This is a genomic window from Cryobacterium algoritolerans (assembly GCF_004402785.1).
Taxonomy (GTDB): Bacteria; Actinomycetota; Actinomycetes; order Actinomycetales; family Microbacteriaceae; genus Cryobacterium; species Cryobacterium algoritolerans.
The window spans coordinates 42,859-56,873 of record NZ_SOFP01000063.1 but is presented as its reverse complement, the minus strand read 5'-3'; the positions used below and the strand labels follow the sequence as shown (position 1 = coordinate 56,873).

13 protein-coding genes and 1 tRNA gene are annotated in these 14,015 nt (G+C 65.8%); 8 read left to right on the top strand and 6 right to left on the bottom strand.

The features are described from left to right. Positions 1–145 precede the first annotated feature (145 nt). Positions 146–403 (bottom strand): twin-arginine translocase TatA/TatE family subunit, encoded by a 258-nt coding sequence (gene tatA, locus E3O19_RS18630; protein WP_134568418.1) that lies wholly within the window; start codon positions 401–403, stop codon positions 146–148. 210 nt (positions 404–613) lie between these two features. Continuing rightward, a complete protein-coding gene (locus tag E3O19_RS13540) occupies positions 614–1,582 on the bottom strand; it encodes a ferritin-like domain-containing protein (RefSeq protein WP_134568416.1) in 969 nt (322 codons plus the stop codon). A gap of 192 nt (positions 1,583–1,774) precedes the next feature. On the opposite strand from E3O19_RS13540, the gene E3O19_RS18865 reads away from it, so the two are divergent. Next, positions 1,775–2,161, top strand: coding sequence for a tyrosine-type recombinase/integrase (locus E3O19_RS18865; RefSeq protein WP_134568414.1), 387 nt, complete (start codon positions 1,775–1,777; stop codon positions 2,159–2,161). A gap of 121 nt (positions 2,162–2,282) precedes the next feature. Here E3O19_RS18865 and E3O19_RS13530 read toward each other — a convergent pair. Both E3O19_RS13530 and E3O19_RS13525 read right to left on the bottom strand, forming a co-directional pair. Beyond that, a tRNA-Val gene (locus E3O19_RS13530) sits at positions 2,283–2,355 on the bottom strand. Between the two features lie 86 nt (positions 2,356–2,441). After that, on the bottom strand, positions 2,442–2,909 hold the full coding sequence (locus tag E3O19_RS13525) for a peroxiredoxin (RefSeq protein ID WP_134568412.1): 468 nt from the start codon (positions 2,907–2,909) through the stop codon (positions 2,442–2,444). Between the two features lie 241 nt (positions 2,910–3,150). Here E3O19_RS13525 and aceE point away from each other — a divergent pair, with 241 nt between their 5' ends. The 6 genes from aceE (at position 3,151) to E3O19_RS13495 (ending at position 10,769) form a co-directional block, all read left to right on the top strand. Continuing rightward, entirely contained in the window at positions 3,151–5,877 is a 2,727-nt protein-coding gene (gene aceE / locus E3O19_RS13520; RefSeq protein WP_134568481.1) for a pyruvate dehydrogenase (acetyl-transferring), homodimeric type, read from the top strand. 7 nt (positions 5,878–5,884) lie between these two features. After that, entirely contained in the window at positions 5,885–7,090 is a 1,206-nt protein-coding gene (locus E3O19_RS13515) for a PucR family transcriptional regulator (RefSeq protein ID WP_134568410.1), read from the top strand. A 99-nt stretch (positions 7,091–7,189) separates the two neighbouring features. Continuing rightward, positions 7,190–8,116, top strand: coding sequence for an ACP S-malonyltransferase (locus tag E3O19_RS13510; protein WP_134568408.1), 927 nt, complete (start codon positions 7,190–7,192; stop codon positions 8,114–8,116). 12 nt (positions 8,117–8,128) lie between these two features. Then, positions 8,129–9,133, top strand: a complete 1,005-nt coding sequence (locus E3O19_RS13505; protein WP_134568406.1) for a beta-ketoacyl-ACP synthase III — start codon at positions 8,129–8,131, stop codon at positions 9,131–9,133. Positions 9,134–9,194: 61 nt separating this feature from the next. Continuing rightward, positions 9,195–9,443, top strand: coding sequence for an acyl carrier protein (locus E3O19_RS13500; protein WP_134568404.1), 249 nt, complete (start codon positions 9,195–9,197; stop codon positions 9,441–9,443). A 90-nt stretch (positions 9,444–9,533) separates the two neighbouring features. Beyond that, positions 9,534–10,769 (top strand): beta-ketoacyl-[acyl-carrier-protein] synthase family protein, encoded by a 1,236-nt coding sequence (locus tag E3O19_RS13495; protein ID WP_134568402.1) that lies wholly within the window; start codon positions 9,534–9,536, stop codon positions 10,767–10,769. A gap of 146 nt (positions 10,770–10,915) precedes the next feature. On the opposite strand, the gene E3O19_RS13490 is transcribed toward E3O19_RS13495, so the two are convergent. Next, on the bottom strand, positions 10,916–11,437 hold the full coding sequence (locus E3O19_RS13490) for a DUF3145 domain-containing protein (protein WP_134568479.1): 522 nt from the start codon (positions 11,435–11,437) through the stop codon (positions 10,916–10,918). 255 nt (positions 11,438–11,692) lie between these two features. On the opposite strand from E3O19_RS13490, the gene E3O19_RS13485 reads away from it, so the two are divergent. Beyond that, complete coding sequence (locus E3O19_RS13485; RefSeq protein ID WP_166804575.1) at positions 11,693–12,262, top strand: PadR family transcriptional regulator; 570 nt, start codon at positions 11,693–11,695, stop codon at positions 12,260–12,262. A gap of 33 nt (positions 12,263–12,295) precedes the next feature. Here the strand turns inward: E3O19_RS13485 and E3O19_RS13480 are convergent, their stop codons facing one another. Then, entirely contained in the window at positions 12,296–14,014 is a 1,719-nt protein-coding gene (locus tag E3O19_RS13480; protein WP_134568398.1) for a bifunctional 3'-5' exonuclease/DNA polymerase, read from the bottom strand. Position 14,015 lies beyond the last annotated feature (1 nt).

Below are 14,015 nucleotides of genomic sequence, written 5' to 3'. Positions count from 1 at the left end.
AGTAACTTTGAGCGGCCGAGGACAGAACCCACCAAGACTCCGACCGCAGCTAAAGACAGTCGTTTTCGCAACTCGAGCAGGTACCGTCCGAGTGACATCGTTCGGCCGGCGTCTTGTCGCCGAGCAGTACGCTCAAGCATCAGCGCTACAACTTTGCCGGAGGCTCGACGTGCCTGGCTTCGGTCAGGGAAGACTCGGTTGGGCTGGGTGCAACCGGGGTCGCCGGGTTGGGCTTGACTGTGTCGGTCCCCGTTGGAGGACTTTCCGGTGTCATCTCGCTCTTGAAGATCTTCATCGACTGACCCAGGCTACGTGCCAGTCCGGGGAGCTTGGGAGCGCCGAAGAGAAGCATGATGATGACAAGAATGATGAGGAAGTGCCAACCAGTCAGATTGCTCAACATGGGAGTTCGGCCTTAGATCGAAGGACCGCGTGCGATGGGATGGAGGAAACGGCCAGTGACGGCGACGTTTGACACCTCAGAGCGACGCAAGTGAGTAAACGATGACGTCGTCCCGCAGTCGTGACTGATGACTGGCCCCACCATTGCATCCGGGAAATCTCCCGGCACAAATCAGTGGGGCCCGTCAATTGTCGGATCAGCGGAAGTGAGTTACTGCTCGTGGTTGTGTCCGCTGGTGTTGATCTCCCCGTTCACGCCGTCGGGGAAGAACCCTCCGGACGTGGTCTCCTCCGCTGTCAGGTAGACGATGTTGAGGACCTGCGCGGCGCTACGGCTGAAAACGATGCCGTTACTGTCCGTGGGAACGATGTTGGCGTTGCCGTCGACGACGATGCCCTGGTCGAGGTCGGTCGGACCGTCCACGCTGTCGCGCAGGTCGGAGATGTTCGTCGTCGGCGCGTCCAAACCGAGCGCATACAGGCTTGAGCGGATCGTGGCGGCGTGGTACGCCTCCACGGCCAGGATCCCCGCCGCCGCTTCCAGATACACCTTGCTGTCAATCAGAGGCGCGGCACCTTTGTAGGCGGTCACGCCGACATCCTCGAAGATGAATGCCCCGAGAAGAAAATTCGTCTCGTTGGCATAGACATCGAACGTCTCGCCCGCTGTGATCAAGCCGGCGGCGACAGCGGCCGCGGTGAAGCTGTCACGGAGATCGATGCTCGGCCGCGCAACAGCGGCACCTCCCAGCGCCTCACGCAGGAACGCGACGTGAGCCTTCTCGTCAGCGGCGATCTCCTCAGCAATCTTGCGGAGTTTGCCCGTCGCGAACGAGACCGCTCTACCGCCGAGCACATCGCCGTGGTGGCCCTGGCCTCCGGTCATGTTGTCGGCAAGGCCCATCCCGGTCACGGCACGGAGGTAGAACTCGGCCTCGAGGTATTCCAGGTTGAGCGCGAAGTTGAGGATCGCGGCGTCGCTGGGACCATTGTTATCCGATCCGTGATCGTCTTCTCCCTGCACGGAGTCGCCCTCGTGGGCGAACGCAGCCTGGGGAAGGAGGGCCATGGCACCGACCGACACTCCCGTCAGACCGGCGGCGCGCAGGAACCGCCTCCGGTCCAACGGGTTTTCGGCACTTCGATTGATCGCATTGGTAATGAAGCTTTTCTCGAACATCACATACTCCAATGGTGAAATTGAGGACATCGACGGGATCCCCACGTCCACCCACGATTGCGCCCGCCCTAGCCCATGCGACACCGTTGCCACATGAGAAAAACTCTAGATACGACAGGGTGTCGATGGAAGTGTTTATAAGCGTTTCGTAAAACTTTGAACTGCCTGTGGCCAATTTCAGTGGTGCCGCGTATGGCGATTCTCGTCTCCCGCTCCCACACGGACGGTCACGTGGTTCGGACTAACACCAAGAGCGGCAACGTGCGCACCGTGCCGGTGGTCGACGCCATCGGAGACGTCATCCGAGTACACGTCGCCGGACGGCAACCGGACGAACCGCTGTTTCCACTTCAGTCGGGTTCGTTGCGTCTACTGGCGAACTTCAAGCGTCCGATCAAATGGGATCTGGAGCGTCACGGGCACAGAATCCATGACCTACGCCACACGGCGGCCACCCTGTGGCTCCAGAACGGCGTGGATCTGAAGATAGCCCAGGCGTGGCTCGGTCACCCTCCGCGAAGCTCACGGCAGACACTTACGCACACTGGCTCGGGTCGGGTGCCGACACCGCCGTGCTAGCCCGATTAAACTCAGCTTTCTCAAATGCGGGGCACGCCGGGGTATCCGGGCCAGGAAGCTGTGAGTCCTTGCGTGGTCCCAAGACTGCCGATTTCCCCGGATTTCCGGGGATTTTGCTGGGTGGGCCCTACCGGGCTCGAACCGATGACATCCACGGTGTAAACGTGGCGCTCTACCAACTGAGCTAAAGGCCCCTGCACTCTGACCTCTGCGGGTCGATGACCACTATACAGATTTCGGGTGCCGATGCTTTTGCCGACCCAATCGCACGGCATCCGGATTACGCGGGCTGAAGTTCCTCGATCGCGGCCCAATACGCACCCAGGGAACGGGCCTCGCCCGGGGCAGTGATGAAGCTCGCCCGAATAATGCCCTGTCGGTCGATGAGGAATGTCGCCCTGTTGGCGAAGCCCTTGTCCTCGAGGAACACGCCGTATTCCTTGGCGACGGCACCATGCGGCCAGAAGTCGGCGAGGAGGTTGAACGTGTACTTCTCCTGCTCACCCCAGGCGCGAAGGGTGTGCTTCGAGTCGACCGAGATACCGATCACTTCCACCGCGCTATCGGCGAAGAGCCCGATGTTGTCGCGCAGTTCGCAGAGCTCACCGCTGCAGATTCCGGAGAAGGCCAAGGGGAAGAAGACCAGCGCCACCGACTTCTCTCCCCGGAACTGGCTGAGCTGGATGCGCTGGCCGAACTGGTTGACCAGCTCGAAGTCCGGTGCCTGCGTGTCGTTTTCCAAAGCCATGGAGCGCTTCCCTTCCGTCGCCCACCGGTGCAGTGGAGCGCAGCGACACAGCCTAGCCCCGCCGGATGAGGGAACCAAGAACGCCGACTGCGAACCCTCGGGGAGCCCGGCGAGCGACGTGCGCGGACCCCAGCCGGAATCTGTAGGCTTGACAAGTGCCATTGGTCCCAGCCGACCGCAATCCGGCACGCCTAATTCGGCAGAACAGAATAACGGTCTGCCCATGACAGAGAGGTCGATTGTGACTGTCAACGACCAGGACCCGTACTCGGTGAACAGCACGGATGCGGACCCGCAGGAGACCGCAGAGTGGTCTGAATCGCTGGATTCACTCGTCGCCGCGCAGGGCCACCAACGCGGCCGGGAAATCATGCTGAGCCTGCTCAAGAGGTCCAAGGAACTGCATCTGGGCGTGCCCATGGTGCCGACCACCGACTACATCAACACCATCGCGGCCGGAAACGAACCGGACTTCCCCGGCGACGAGGACATCGAGCGGCGCTATCGCGCCTGGATCCGCTGGAACGCCGCGGTCCTCGTTCACCGTGCCCAGCGCTCCGGCATCTCTGTCGGCGGGCACATCTCCACCTACGCGTCCTCCGCCGCTCTCTACGAGGTCGGTTTCAACCACTTCTTCCGCGGCCATGACCACCCGGGCGGCGGCGACCAGATCTTCATCCAGGGCCACGCCTCCCCCGGCACCTACGCCAGGGCCTTCCTCGAGGGCCGCCTCTCGCACGACCAGCTCGACGGCTTCCGCCAGGAGAAATCCCACGGCCCCAATGGCCTCTCCTCCTACCCGCACCCTCGCCTGATGCCCGAATTCTGGCAGTTCCCGACCGTGTCGATGGGTCTCGGACCGATCAACGCGATCTACCAGGCGCAGACGAACCGCTACCTCACCAACCGCGGCATCAAGGACGCCAGCGACCAGCAGGTCTGGGCGTTCCTCGGCGACGGCGAAATGGACGAGGTGGAAAGCCGTGGCCAGCTCCAGGTCGCCGCGAACGAGGGCCTGGACAACCTCAACTTCATCATCAACTGCAACCTGCAGCGCCTCGACGGGCCCGTACGCGGCAACGGGAAGATCATCCAGGAACTGGAGAGCTTCTTCCGCGGTGCCGGCTGGAACGTCATCAAGGTGGTGTGGGGCCGCGAGTGGGACGACCTGCTCACGCGCGACGTCGACGGTGCCCTGCTAAACCTGATGAACGTCACCCCTGATGGGGACTACCAGACGTACAAGGCCGAGAGCGGCGCGTACGTCCGCGAGCACTTCTTTGGTCGCGACCCGCGCGCGCTCAAGCTCGTCGAGGGTTACACCGACGACGAACTCTGGAATCTCAAGCGCGGCGGCCACGACTACCGCAAGGTGTATGCAGCGTTCAAGGCGGCATCCGAGCACAAGGGCCAGCCGACCGTCATCCTGGCGAAGACCGTGAAGGGCTACGCGCTCGGCCCGAGCTTCGAGGGCCGCAATGCGACGCACCAGATGAAGAAGTTCACCCTCGACAACCTGAAGACCTTCCGCGACAGCACCCACATCCCGATCACGGATGCCCAGCTCGAGGAGAACCCGTATCTTCCGCCGTACTACCGGCCGGACGACAACGACGAGGCCATCCAGTACCTGCACGAACGCCGCCGCGCGCTCGGCGGTTACCTGCCGGAACGCCGCAGCAGGTACACCCAGATCAACCTTCCGGGCGACGCGACCTACGCGCCGACCAAGAAGGGTTCCGGCACGCAGGAGATCGCAACCACGATGGCCTTCGTGCGGCTGCTCAAGGAGCTTCTCCGCGCGAAGGACTTCGGCAACCGGATCGTCCCGATCATCCCGGACGAAGCCCGCACCTTCGGCATCGACGCATTCTTCCCGAATGCGAAGATCTACAACCCGAACGGCCAGCAGTACACCTCGGTCGACCACGCCCAACTGCTCGCGTACAAGGAAAGCCCGCAGGGCCAGATCCTGCACGTGGGCATCAACGAGGCCGGCGCCATGGCCGCCTTCACCAACGTGGGAACCTCCTACGCCACCCAGGGCGAGCCGCTGATCCCGATCTACGTCTTCTACTCGATGTTCGGCTTCCAGCGCACTGGTGACGCCATGTGGGCCGCGGGCGACCAGATGGCCCGTGGTTTCATGATCGGCGCGACCGCCGGCCGTACCACCCTCACCGGCGAAGGCCTTCAGCACGCCGACGGCCACTCTCCCCTGTTGGCCTCGACGAATCCCGCCGTGGTCTCCTACGACCCGGCCTTCGGCTATGAGATCGGGCACATCGTACGGTCCGGCCTTGAGCGCATGTACGGCGGGCAGCACCCCGACCCGAACGTCATGTATTACATCACCGTTTACAACGAGCCGGCCGTGCAGCCGGCCGAGCCGGAAGAGGTGGACGTCGATGGCATCGTTCGCGGCATCCACCGGATCAACCACTCGCCGGTCACCGGACCGAAGGCCCAGCTCCTCGCCTCAGGCGTCGCCGTGCCGTGGGCGCTCGAGGCGCAGGCACTACTCGCCGCCGACTGGGGAGTATCCGCCGATGTCTGGTCCGTGACCTCCTGGGCGGAACTCCGCCGCGACGGTATCGCCGCCGAAGAGCACAATTTCCTCTACCCGGATGAAACACCCCGCACCCCGTATGTCACGGAAAAGCTCGCCGGGGCCGCCGGCCCGTTCGTGGCGGTGACCGACTTCATGCACGCAGTGCCAGACCAGATCCGCCAGTTCGTTCCCGGCGACTTCGCGACTCTCGGCGCGGACGGGTTCGGATTCTCCGACACCCGGCCGGCCGCACGGCGTTTCTTCAAGATCGACGGGCCGTCCATGGTTGTTCGCACCCTCGAGTTGCTTTCCCGCCGCGGCGAGGTCGACCGTGGCCTCGTCGGCCAGGCCATCGCGAAGTACCGTCTGTTCGACGTGACCGCGGGAACCACGGGCTCGGCCGGGGGCGAGAGCTAAAGCCCCCGTGGCACCCACTCGGAAGACGAAGGAGCAGACGCTCGCCTGGCTGCGCACGATTTCCGGCGAGCTGTCCACGGCGACCCTGAAAAAGCTCGAGGACACGCTGCCCTGGTACGGCGACATGCCGCCGGGGCGGCGTTCCGCCGTGGGGCTGGTCGCCCAGGCCGGCATCACGTCGTTCATCTCCTGGTTCGACGACCCGCGGTCCACACCATGGATCGCGGCGGATGTCTTCGGCGCCGCCCCACGCGAGCTGCTCCGATCGATCAGCCTGCAGCAGACGCTCCAGCTGATCCGGGTCACCGTCGAGGTCGTCGAGGAACGAGTGAAGGACGGCAGTGAAGTCCTCCGTGAGGCGATCCTGCTCTACTCCCGGGAGATCGCGTTCGGGGCCGCGGATGTCTACGCCAGGGCAGCGGAAGCACGCGGCCTCTGGGACGTGCGCCTGGAGGCGCTTGTCGTGGATTCGATCCTCAGCGGCGAGTACGACGACGAACTGCCGAGCCGGATCGCGGCGCTCGGCTGGCACGGTCACGGCGAGGTGTGCGTGCTCGTCGGCACGACGCCGAAGATGCTCGACGTCGACCAGCTGCGGCGCGCGGCGCGGCACATGGCCGCGGACGTGCTCATCGGGGTGCAGGGCAACCGGTTGGTCCTCGTCATCGGCCGGGCCCACCCGAAGCCGACGGAGGCCGAAGAAGCCATCGGGACGGCATCCGCCCTCAGTTTCATGGAGATCGCCGTTCAACTGGAACCGAGCTTCGGAGCCGGGCACCTGGTCCTGGGCCATGAGGTTCCCAACCTGGTCGACGCGTCGAAGAGTGCGAAGGCCGCGCTGGCCGGGTTCGCCGTCGCCCGCTCCTGGCGGAACGCCCCACGGCCCGTGCAAGCTGACGATCTTCTGCCCGAACGCGCCCTGGCCGGCGACCCGCTCGCCCGGGCCACACTCATCCACCGCATCTACCGTCCGCTCCAGGCGCACTCCACCGAGCTGCTCACCACACTGTGGTGCTACCTCGACAACGGCCGGTCGCTCGAGGCCACGGCCCGGGAACTCTTCGTGCATCCCAACACCGTGCGTTACCGGCTCAAACGAGTGTCGGAGGTGATCGGCTACGACGCCACCGGGGCCCGAGAGGCGCTGATCCTCCAGGCTGCCCTGATCATCGGCTCGATCAGCGATCACGACGGATCTACCCGGCGCCGATGAGCACACGGCGTCCAATCTGGTGATTATCGACAAACGTTTCGCGAATACTTGGTGTGCACTCGACACCCGTCGAGGAAACGAGCTTGGGAAACTGGTTACATGATTGTTGTCGTCTGCCCCGGCCAGGGCTCGCAAACCCCTGGATTTCTCGAGCCGTGGCTCCGCGAGCCGGGCTTCACCGCCGGCCTGGAAGAGATCTCGGATGCCTGTGGCATCGACCTCGTCCGTCACGGTACGATCAGCGACGCCGACACGATCCGCGACACGAAAATCGCGCAGCCGCTGATCGTTGCCGCGGGACTGCTCACCCTCGACGCTCTTCTCACCGGTGGACGCCGCAGCAAGATCGCCGGCATCGCCGGGCATTCCGTCGGCGAGATCACGGCCGCCTCCGGCGCAGGCATCCTGAGCCCCGCCGAGGCGGTCGGCTTCGTTCGCGACCGCGGCAGCGCCATGGCGAAGGCCGCCGCTCTCGAGCCATCTGGGATGAGCGCGGTGATCGGTGCGGACGAAACTGAGCTGCTCGCCCGCCTCGACACACTCGGCCTCGAGCCCGCGAATTTCAACGGCGGCGGCCAGATCGTCGTCGCCGGTTCACCGGACGCCCTCGCAGCCCTCGCGGCTGACCCACCGACCAGGGCCAGGGTCATCCCGCTCCAGGTCGCCGGGGCCTTCCACACCCGGTACATGAAGCCCGCAGTGGAGCATCTCAGCCAGGTCGCAGCCGGCTTGACCCCCCACGATCCCACCCTGCCGATCTGGTCGAACCGGGATGGAAGCCTCATCGCCAGCGGTACCGGGTTCGTCGAACTGCTGGTGGCCCAGGTCTCCTCGCCGGTACGGTGGGACCTGTGCATGGCGTCCTTTGCCGCTGCGGGAGTGACCGGAATCATCGAGGTCGCGCCGGCGGGAGCCCTCGTCGGCCTTGCCAAACGCGCGCTCAAGGGCGTGCCCAGCGTTGCGATCAAGACGCCGGACGATCTGTCCGCAGCGTTCGACCTGATCGACCAGCAGAACCAAGCCTGACCGAAAGAGATTATGACCAAGCCAACACTCCAGCAGTCGCACGGTCCCCAGTACACCCGCATTCTCTCCATCGGCGCCGCCCGCGGCGACCTGTCGGTACCCAATGCCGACCTCGTCGGGCCGATTGATTCTTCGGACGAGTGGATTCAGCAGCGCACCGGGATCATCAGCCGCAGCCGGTCGAGCCAGAACATCCAGGCCGTCGACCTGGCGACGGATGCCGCACGGGAGGCCATCGAGAAGTCGGGCATCGGCCCTGAACTGATCGACGCCGTCATCGTCGCCACCATCAGCAACGGCCGCCAGACGCCGTCGATGGCCGCCGTGCTCGCCGACCGGGTCGGCGCGAACCCGGCCGCCGCCTACGATGTGAACGCCGCCTGCGCCGGCTACACCTACGCGATCGCCCAGGCCGACGCCCTGATCCGCACCGGCGTGGCGCACTTCGCCCTCGTCGTCGGGGCGGAGAAACTCTCCGACCTGGTCGACCCGACAGACCGGAGCATCTCATTCCTGCTCGGCGACGGCGCCGGCGCCGTCATCATCGGGCCGAGCGACTACCCGGGGATTTCCAGCACGGTCTGGGGGTCGGACGGGTCGAAGGCCGACGCGATCACCATGAACAGCACCCTGCAGGAATACCGCCGAGGCGAAACAGAGTGGCCGACCCTTCGCCAGGAAGGCCAGACCGTCTTCCGCTGGGCCGTCTGGGACATGGCCAAAGTCGCCAAGAAGGCGCTCGAGTCCGCCGGGATCACGAGCGACCAACTCGCCGCCTTCATCCCCCACCAGGCCAATATGCGCATCATCGACGAATTCGCCAAGCAGCTGAAGCTCCCGGCTTCCGTCGTGATCGCCCGGGACGTGGCCACCACCGGCAACACTTCCTCGGCGTCGATCCCACTGGCCACCCATCGGCTGCTCCAGGAGCACCCGGAACTGAGCGGCGGCCTCGCCCTCCAGATCGGCTTCGGAGCCGGCCTGGTCTTCGGCGCGCAGGTCGTCGTCCTCCCGTAGATCCCCCGCAAGACCTCTAAACTGAATCTCGGTCAAACGAGACACCCCCAAGGAGAAAAAAATGGCACTGTCCACCGAAGAAGTTCTTGCCGGCCTGGCCGAGCTCATTAATGACGAGACGGGCATCGCGGCCGACACTGTTGAGCTGGGGAAGTCGTTCACCGACGACCTGGACATCGACTCGATCTCGATGATGACCATCGTCGTCAACGCGGAAGAAAAGTTCGACGTCAAGATCCCGGACGAAGAGGTCAAGAACCTCAAGACCGTCGGCAACGCCGTCGACTTCATCGTCAAGGCACAGGACTAACCCCACCAAGGAACAGGCCGGCCGGCAGTCGCCGACCGGCCTGATCTGTGGGTCAAACCCACCGTTTCCACGCTCATAGAGAGTCTCGTCATGACCAAAAAAATCGTTATCACCGGCATCGGTGCGACCTCCCCGCTCGGCGGCACGGCCGCCGAAAGCTGGGCGGCCCTGCTCAACGGCGAATCCGGCGCCAGCACGCTGGACCACGAATGGGTTGCTCGCACCCAGCTTCCGGTGACGTTCGCGGCCCAGGCCAAGGTCCCCTCCAGCGAGGTACTCGCCCGCCACGAGACCAAGCGCCTCGACCCCTCCAGCCAGTTCGCCCTGATCGCCGGGCGCGAGGCGTGGGCGGATGCCGGCTCCCCCGAGGCAGACCCCGAACGACTCGCCGTTGACTGGGCCACCGGTATCGGCGGGGTCTGGACCCTGCTCGATGCCTGGGACACATTGCGCGAACGCGGCCCCCGCCGCGTCCTCCCGATGACCGTCCCCATGCTCATGCCGAACGGGCCCGGGGCGGCGATCGGGATGGACCTGCACGCCCGCGCCGGCATCACAACGGTCGTGTCCGCGTGCGCCTCGAGCACCGAGTCCCTCGTCAATGCCTACAACCGTCTTCAGGCCGGGCTCGCCGACATCGTCATCGCCGGTGGGTCTGAGGCCGCGATCCACCCGCTACCGATCGCGTCGTTCGCCGCCATGCAGGCGTTGTCCAAGCGCAATGACGACCCGTCGACCGCGTCCCGCCCGTACGACATCACCCGTGACGGCTTCGTGCTGGGCGAGGGCGCCGCCGCGCTCGTCGTCGAGACCGAGGAGCACGCCAAAGCACGTGGGGCGCGCATCTACGCCGAGCTGGTCGGCGGCGCCGTCACCAGCGACGCGTACCACATCACCGCCCCCGACCCGGAGGGCTCGGCGGCCGCCCGCGCCATGATCGCGGCCATCCGCGGTGCAGGAGCCACCCTGTCGGATGTCTCGCACATCAATGCACACGCCACCAGCACCCCGGTCGGTGACATCGCCGAATACAACGCGCTGCGTCGCGTCTTCGGCGACCTGCTCGAGGGTATCCCGGTCTCGGCCACCAAGGCTTCTACCGGTCACCTCCTCGGCGGCGCCGGCGCGATCGAGGCGCTTTTCACCGTGCTGGCCCTCGCCGACCGGATCGCTCCACCGACCATCAACCTGGCCAACCAGGACCCGAATATCCCGCTTGACGTCGTAACGACACCGCGGGCGCTGCCGGCCGGGGACCTCCTCGCCATCAGCAACTCGTTCGGATTCGGCGGTCACAACGCCGTCGTCGGGTTCCGCTCCGTCTAACCGAACCGGCTGGACTCACAGAATGACCCCGACCGGGTTGCGGTCGGGGTCATTTCTTTTGAGATCCCTCGCATTTCGCTCACGCGCCACCGGGAAGTGTCGACCGGTCAACGCGCCATGCGCCATCCTCGGGCAGTCGATGCCGTTCAGCCGACCTTGTGCAGCCAGACGACGGAGTTGAAATCACTTGCGTGGCGGAAGGGTTCGAGTTCGTCGTCCCAGGCCTGCCCGAGGGCCAGCCTGAGTTCGCGGTGCAGTTCGATGGCGTTCGCACCAGCGCGTTCCATGGCGCTTCGCACCCGGTCCTCCGGGACGACCACGTTGCCGGCGGTGTCGGTCTGGGTGAAGAAGATACCCAGGTCCGGAGTGTGCAGCCAGCGGCCACCGTCGGTGCCGAGCCCGGCATCCTCGGTCACCTCAAAACGCAGGTGTTCCCAGCCGCAGAGCGCCGACGCCAGGATCGCGCCGGTTCCCGGCGCACCTTCCCAGTAGAACTCGGCGCGCTGGGCACCCCTGAGCACCGGCTGGTCGGACCAGTCGAAGTTCACCGCCTCGCCGAGCACGCGACCAACCGCCCACTCGACGTGGGGACTCAGCGCACGTGGCGAAGAGTGCACGAAAAGCACCCCTCGCGCAGACGGTGCCTGACGAGCCTGTGTTGCCGACATGGTTTTTGCCGCCATCGTTTCTTCTCCGTTCTGTGAGATGCGTCTTCCCCAACGACCTCTGAACGAAATAATGCTGAATGAAACACGGCTGAACGAACCTGCAGACAATGCGGCGAAGCTATGAAATTATGCGACCCTCCGGCCGCTAGCGCAATTATGCCCCAGGCAAGCGGCAAATCGCAAGGATCTGTGCGGCGTTGCAGGATCGGATTGGGCTTACTCGGTATGGTTATCTAGGAATCTATCGGAGGCCCTGTGTCCGTTCGCACCACCCTGTTGGCGATCCTCACGATCGGGCCGGCGTATGGTTTCCAACTGCACGGCGAATTGGAGTCCCGAACAGCGGGGCGGCGCACGGTCAACGTCGGCCAGATCTACGGCACCCTCGAACGCCTGGTCAAGCAGGGTTCCGTCGAATCAGGCGGGTCCACGGCCGACGGCCTGCCGCTCTATCGCATCACGACCGAGGGCCGGGCCGAGGCGTTGGATTGGCTCACGTCGATCGAGAGCCCCAACGGAGAGGAGTGGAACGACCTCGTGGACCGGGTGCTGATCTCCTCCTCGCTCCCCCACGTCGACACCGTTGCCCTGATTGCGCGCTACCGCGAGCACTGGCAGACCACTGCCGAGAGCCCGGAAAACGTCCCGTCTCCGATCGGACAGGAGCTGCTGGAGACCCGCGCTCGCGTCGCCCTCGCCACAGCCGCGGTCGCGTGGCTTGACTCCGCCGGGGAGTCGCTCCGGGATCCGTCCGCCGACGCGTTCCAGCGCGGGTTGAGTGACGTGAGGCCACGCCGCGGCCGGCGCCCCGTGCCGGTCGCCTGATCCGCATCTGCGGGATCCGCTCCCGTCACTGGCTCATTTCGCCTGGTCGTAGCTGTCGACGGTGGCAACGGTAAGCAGGAAGTCGACCGGGAAATCGCCGAACAGGTGCCGGCCCGCTGTGGCCGCGGCCCGGATCACGATCTGCTCAACATCCTCCGTCAACCCTGCGGGGGTATGCACGATAACCTCGTCGTGCAGAAAGAAGACAAGGTGCGGAGCGAGGGAGAAGCCCGGAGAGGGTCCGGGAATTGTCCCCTCCGGCGCCCGCAGCAGGCGGAGTTCCCGGCGGATCTCTGCCATCCAGCAGAGCGCCCACTCCGCGGCGCTGCCCTGCACGATGAAGTTACGGGTGAACCGGCCCCAGTCCCTCGCCTGGCTGCGCGCCCGGCGCTCGTCGGCATCCGTCGCCCCTGGGTGGTAGGCCTGCGCCTGGGTCGACAGCCAGCTCTCGCCCGGCCGGGGTGAGGATCGACCCAGCCTGGTCGTCACCGTCTCACCGCGTTCGCCGGCCCTGGCCGCTGTCTCGGTGAGGCCGAGCGCACGAGGATAGGCCCTGGCCAGGCGGGGCAGCAAACGACCGCTCTCCCCCGTGGTCGCGCCGTACATTGCGCCGAGCATGGCTACCTTGGCGTGGTCACGGGTTTCTACGACGCCGCTGGCGACGATCCCGGCGTAAAGGTCGCTGCCCCGGCCCGCCGTTGCCATCGCGATGTCGGCTGACAGGGCCGCCAGGATGCGCGGTTCGAGTTGCGCGGCATCGGCCACGACGAGTTTCCAGCCGTCATCGGCTATGACGGCTCCGCGCACCTGTTTGGGCAGCTGCAGCGCTCCGCCACCGCGGGTCGCCCACCGGCCCGTCACCACCCCGCCGGGAACGTACTCGGGGTGGAACCGGCCGTTGACGATCCAGGTGTCCATCCAGTACCAGCCGTTGGCGCTGAGAAGCCGGGCGAGTTTCTTGTACTCCAGCAGCGGCGCGATGGCGGGGTGTTCAAGCTTTTGCAGTTCCCAGGCGCGGGTCGAGCTCAGCGACATCCCGACCCGCTGGAGGGCGCGCAGCAGGTCCTGCTGGGAGTCCGGGTTGATCTGGGGGTCGCCGAGTTCGGTTCGGATTCGTCGGGCCAGGCTTTCGAGCCGCTCCGGCCGTAGACCGGGGGCGACGCGGGGGCCGAGTTCGCGGGTGAGGAGCCGGTCGTGCACCTCGGTGCGCCAGGGCAGACCGGCGAATTGCATCTCAGCCGCGATCAGGGCCCCGGCCGATTCCGCGGCGAGGAGGAGCCGGAGCCGACCGGGCTCCGCACAGGCCGCGACCGCCGTGAGCTGGCGCCGGAACTCGGTCTGCGCGTCGTCTTCGGGCGGTGCCTCATCCGCCTCGTCGTCGGCGAAGCCGAGGTCGAACAGAGTCGAGCCGGGTTCGGGGGCCTCCGGCACAACCGCCGGGCCGCTGTCCCACCGGCTCGGTGCCGCCCTAGCGAGCTCGCTCGTCGAGGTCAGCGACGACTGGCGGAGGATGGCGTGACAGAGGCGCAGGTCGTGCCCGCGCTGCACCCGCACGCCCGCGGCCAGCAGCAATGGGTACAGCCGTGAGGTGTCTTCCCAGACCCAACGCGGCGATCCCTGTTCCGCCGCAACGACTTCGCCCAGGAACTCGGCGAAGGAAAGCCGCCGCGCGGGCGCGCTCTCGTGCCCCGTGGAGTCGAGGGGAACGACGAGGAACTCCCCGTTACCGGTCCGTCCGGCCAGTAGGTACACG

Excerpts from the sequence above, each read along its gene's own strand:
- tatA (WP_134568418.1), bottom strand. The coding sequence starts at position 403 with ATGTTGAGCAATCTGACTGGTTGGCACTTCCTCATCATTCTTGTCATC.
- E3O19_RS13540 (WP_134568416.1), bottom strand. The coding sequence starts at position 1,582 with ATGTTCGAGAAAAGCTTCATTACCAATGCGATCAATCGAAGTGCCGAA.
- E3O19_RS18865 (WP_134568414.1), top strand. The coding sequence starts at position 1,775 with ATGGCGATTCTCGTCTCCCGCTCCCACACGGACGGTCACGTGGTTCGG.
- E3O19_RS13525 (WP_134568412.1), bottom strand. The coding sequence starts at position 2,909 with ATGGCTTTGGAAAACGACACGCAGGCACCGGACTTCGAGCTGGTCAAC.
- E3O19_RS13510 (WP_134568408.1), top strand. The coding sequence starts at position 7,190 with ATGATTGTTGTCGTCTGCCCCGGCCAGGGCTCGCAAACCCCTGGATTT.
- E3O19_RS13505 (WP_134568406.1), top strand. The coding sequence starts at position 8,129 with ATGACCAAGCCAACACTCCAGCAGTCGCACGGTCCCCAGTACACCCGC.
- E3O19_RS13500 (WP_134568404.1), top strand. The coding sequence starts at position 9,195 with ATGGCACTGTCCACCGAAGAAGTTCTTGCCGGCCTGGCCGAGCTCATT.
- E3O19_RS13495 (WP_134568402.1), top strand. The coding sequence starts at position 9,534 with ATGACCAAAAAAATCGTTATCACCGGCATCGGTGCGACCTCCCCGCTC.
- E3O19_RS13490 (WP_134568479.1), bottom strand. The coding sequence starts at position 11,437 with ATGTCGGCAACACAGGCTCGTCAGGCACCGTCTGCGCGAGGGGTGCTT.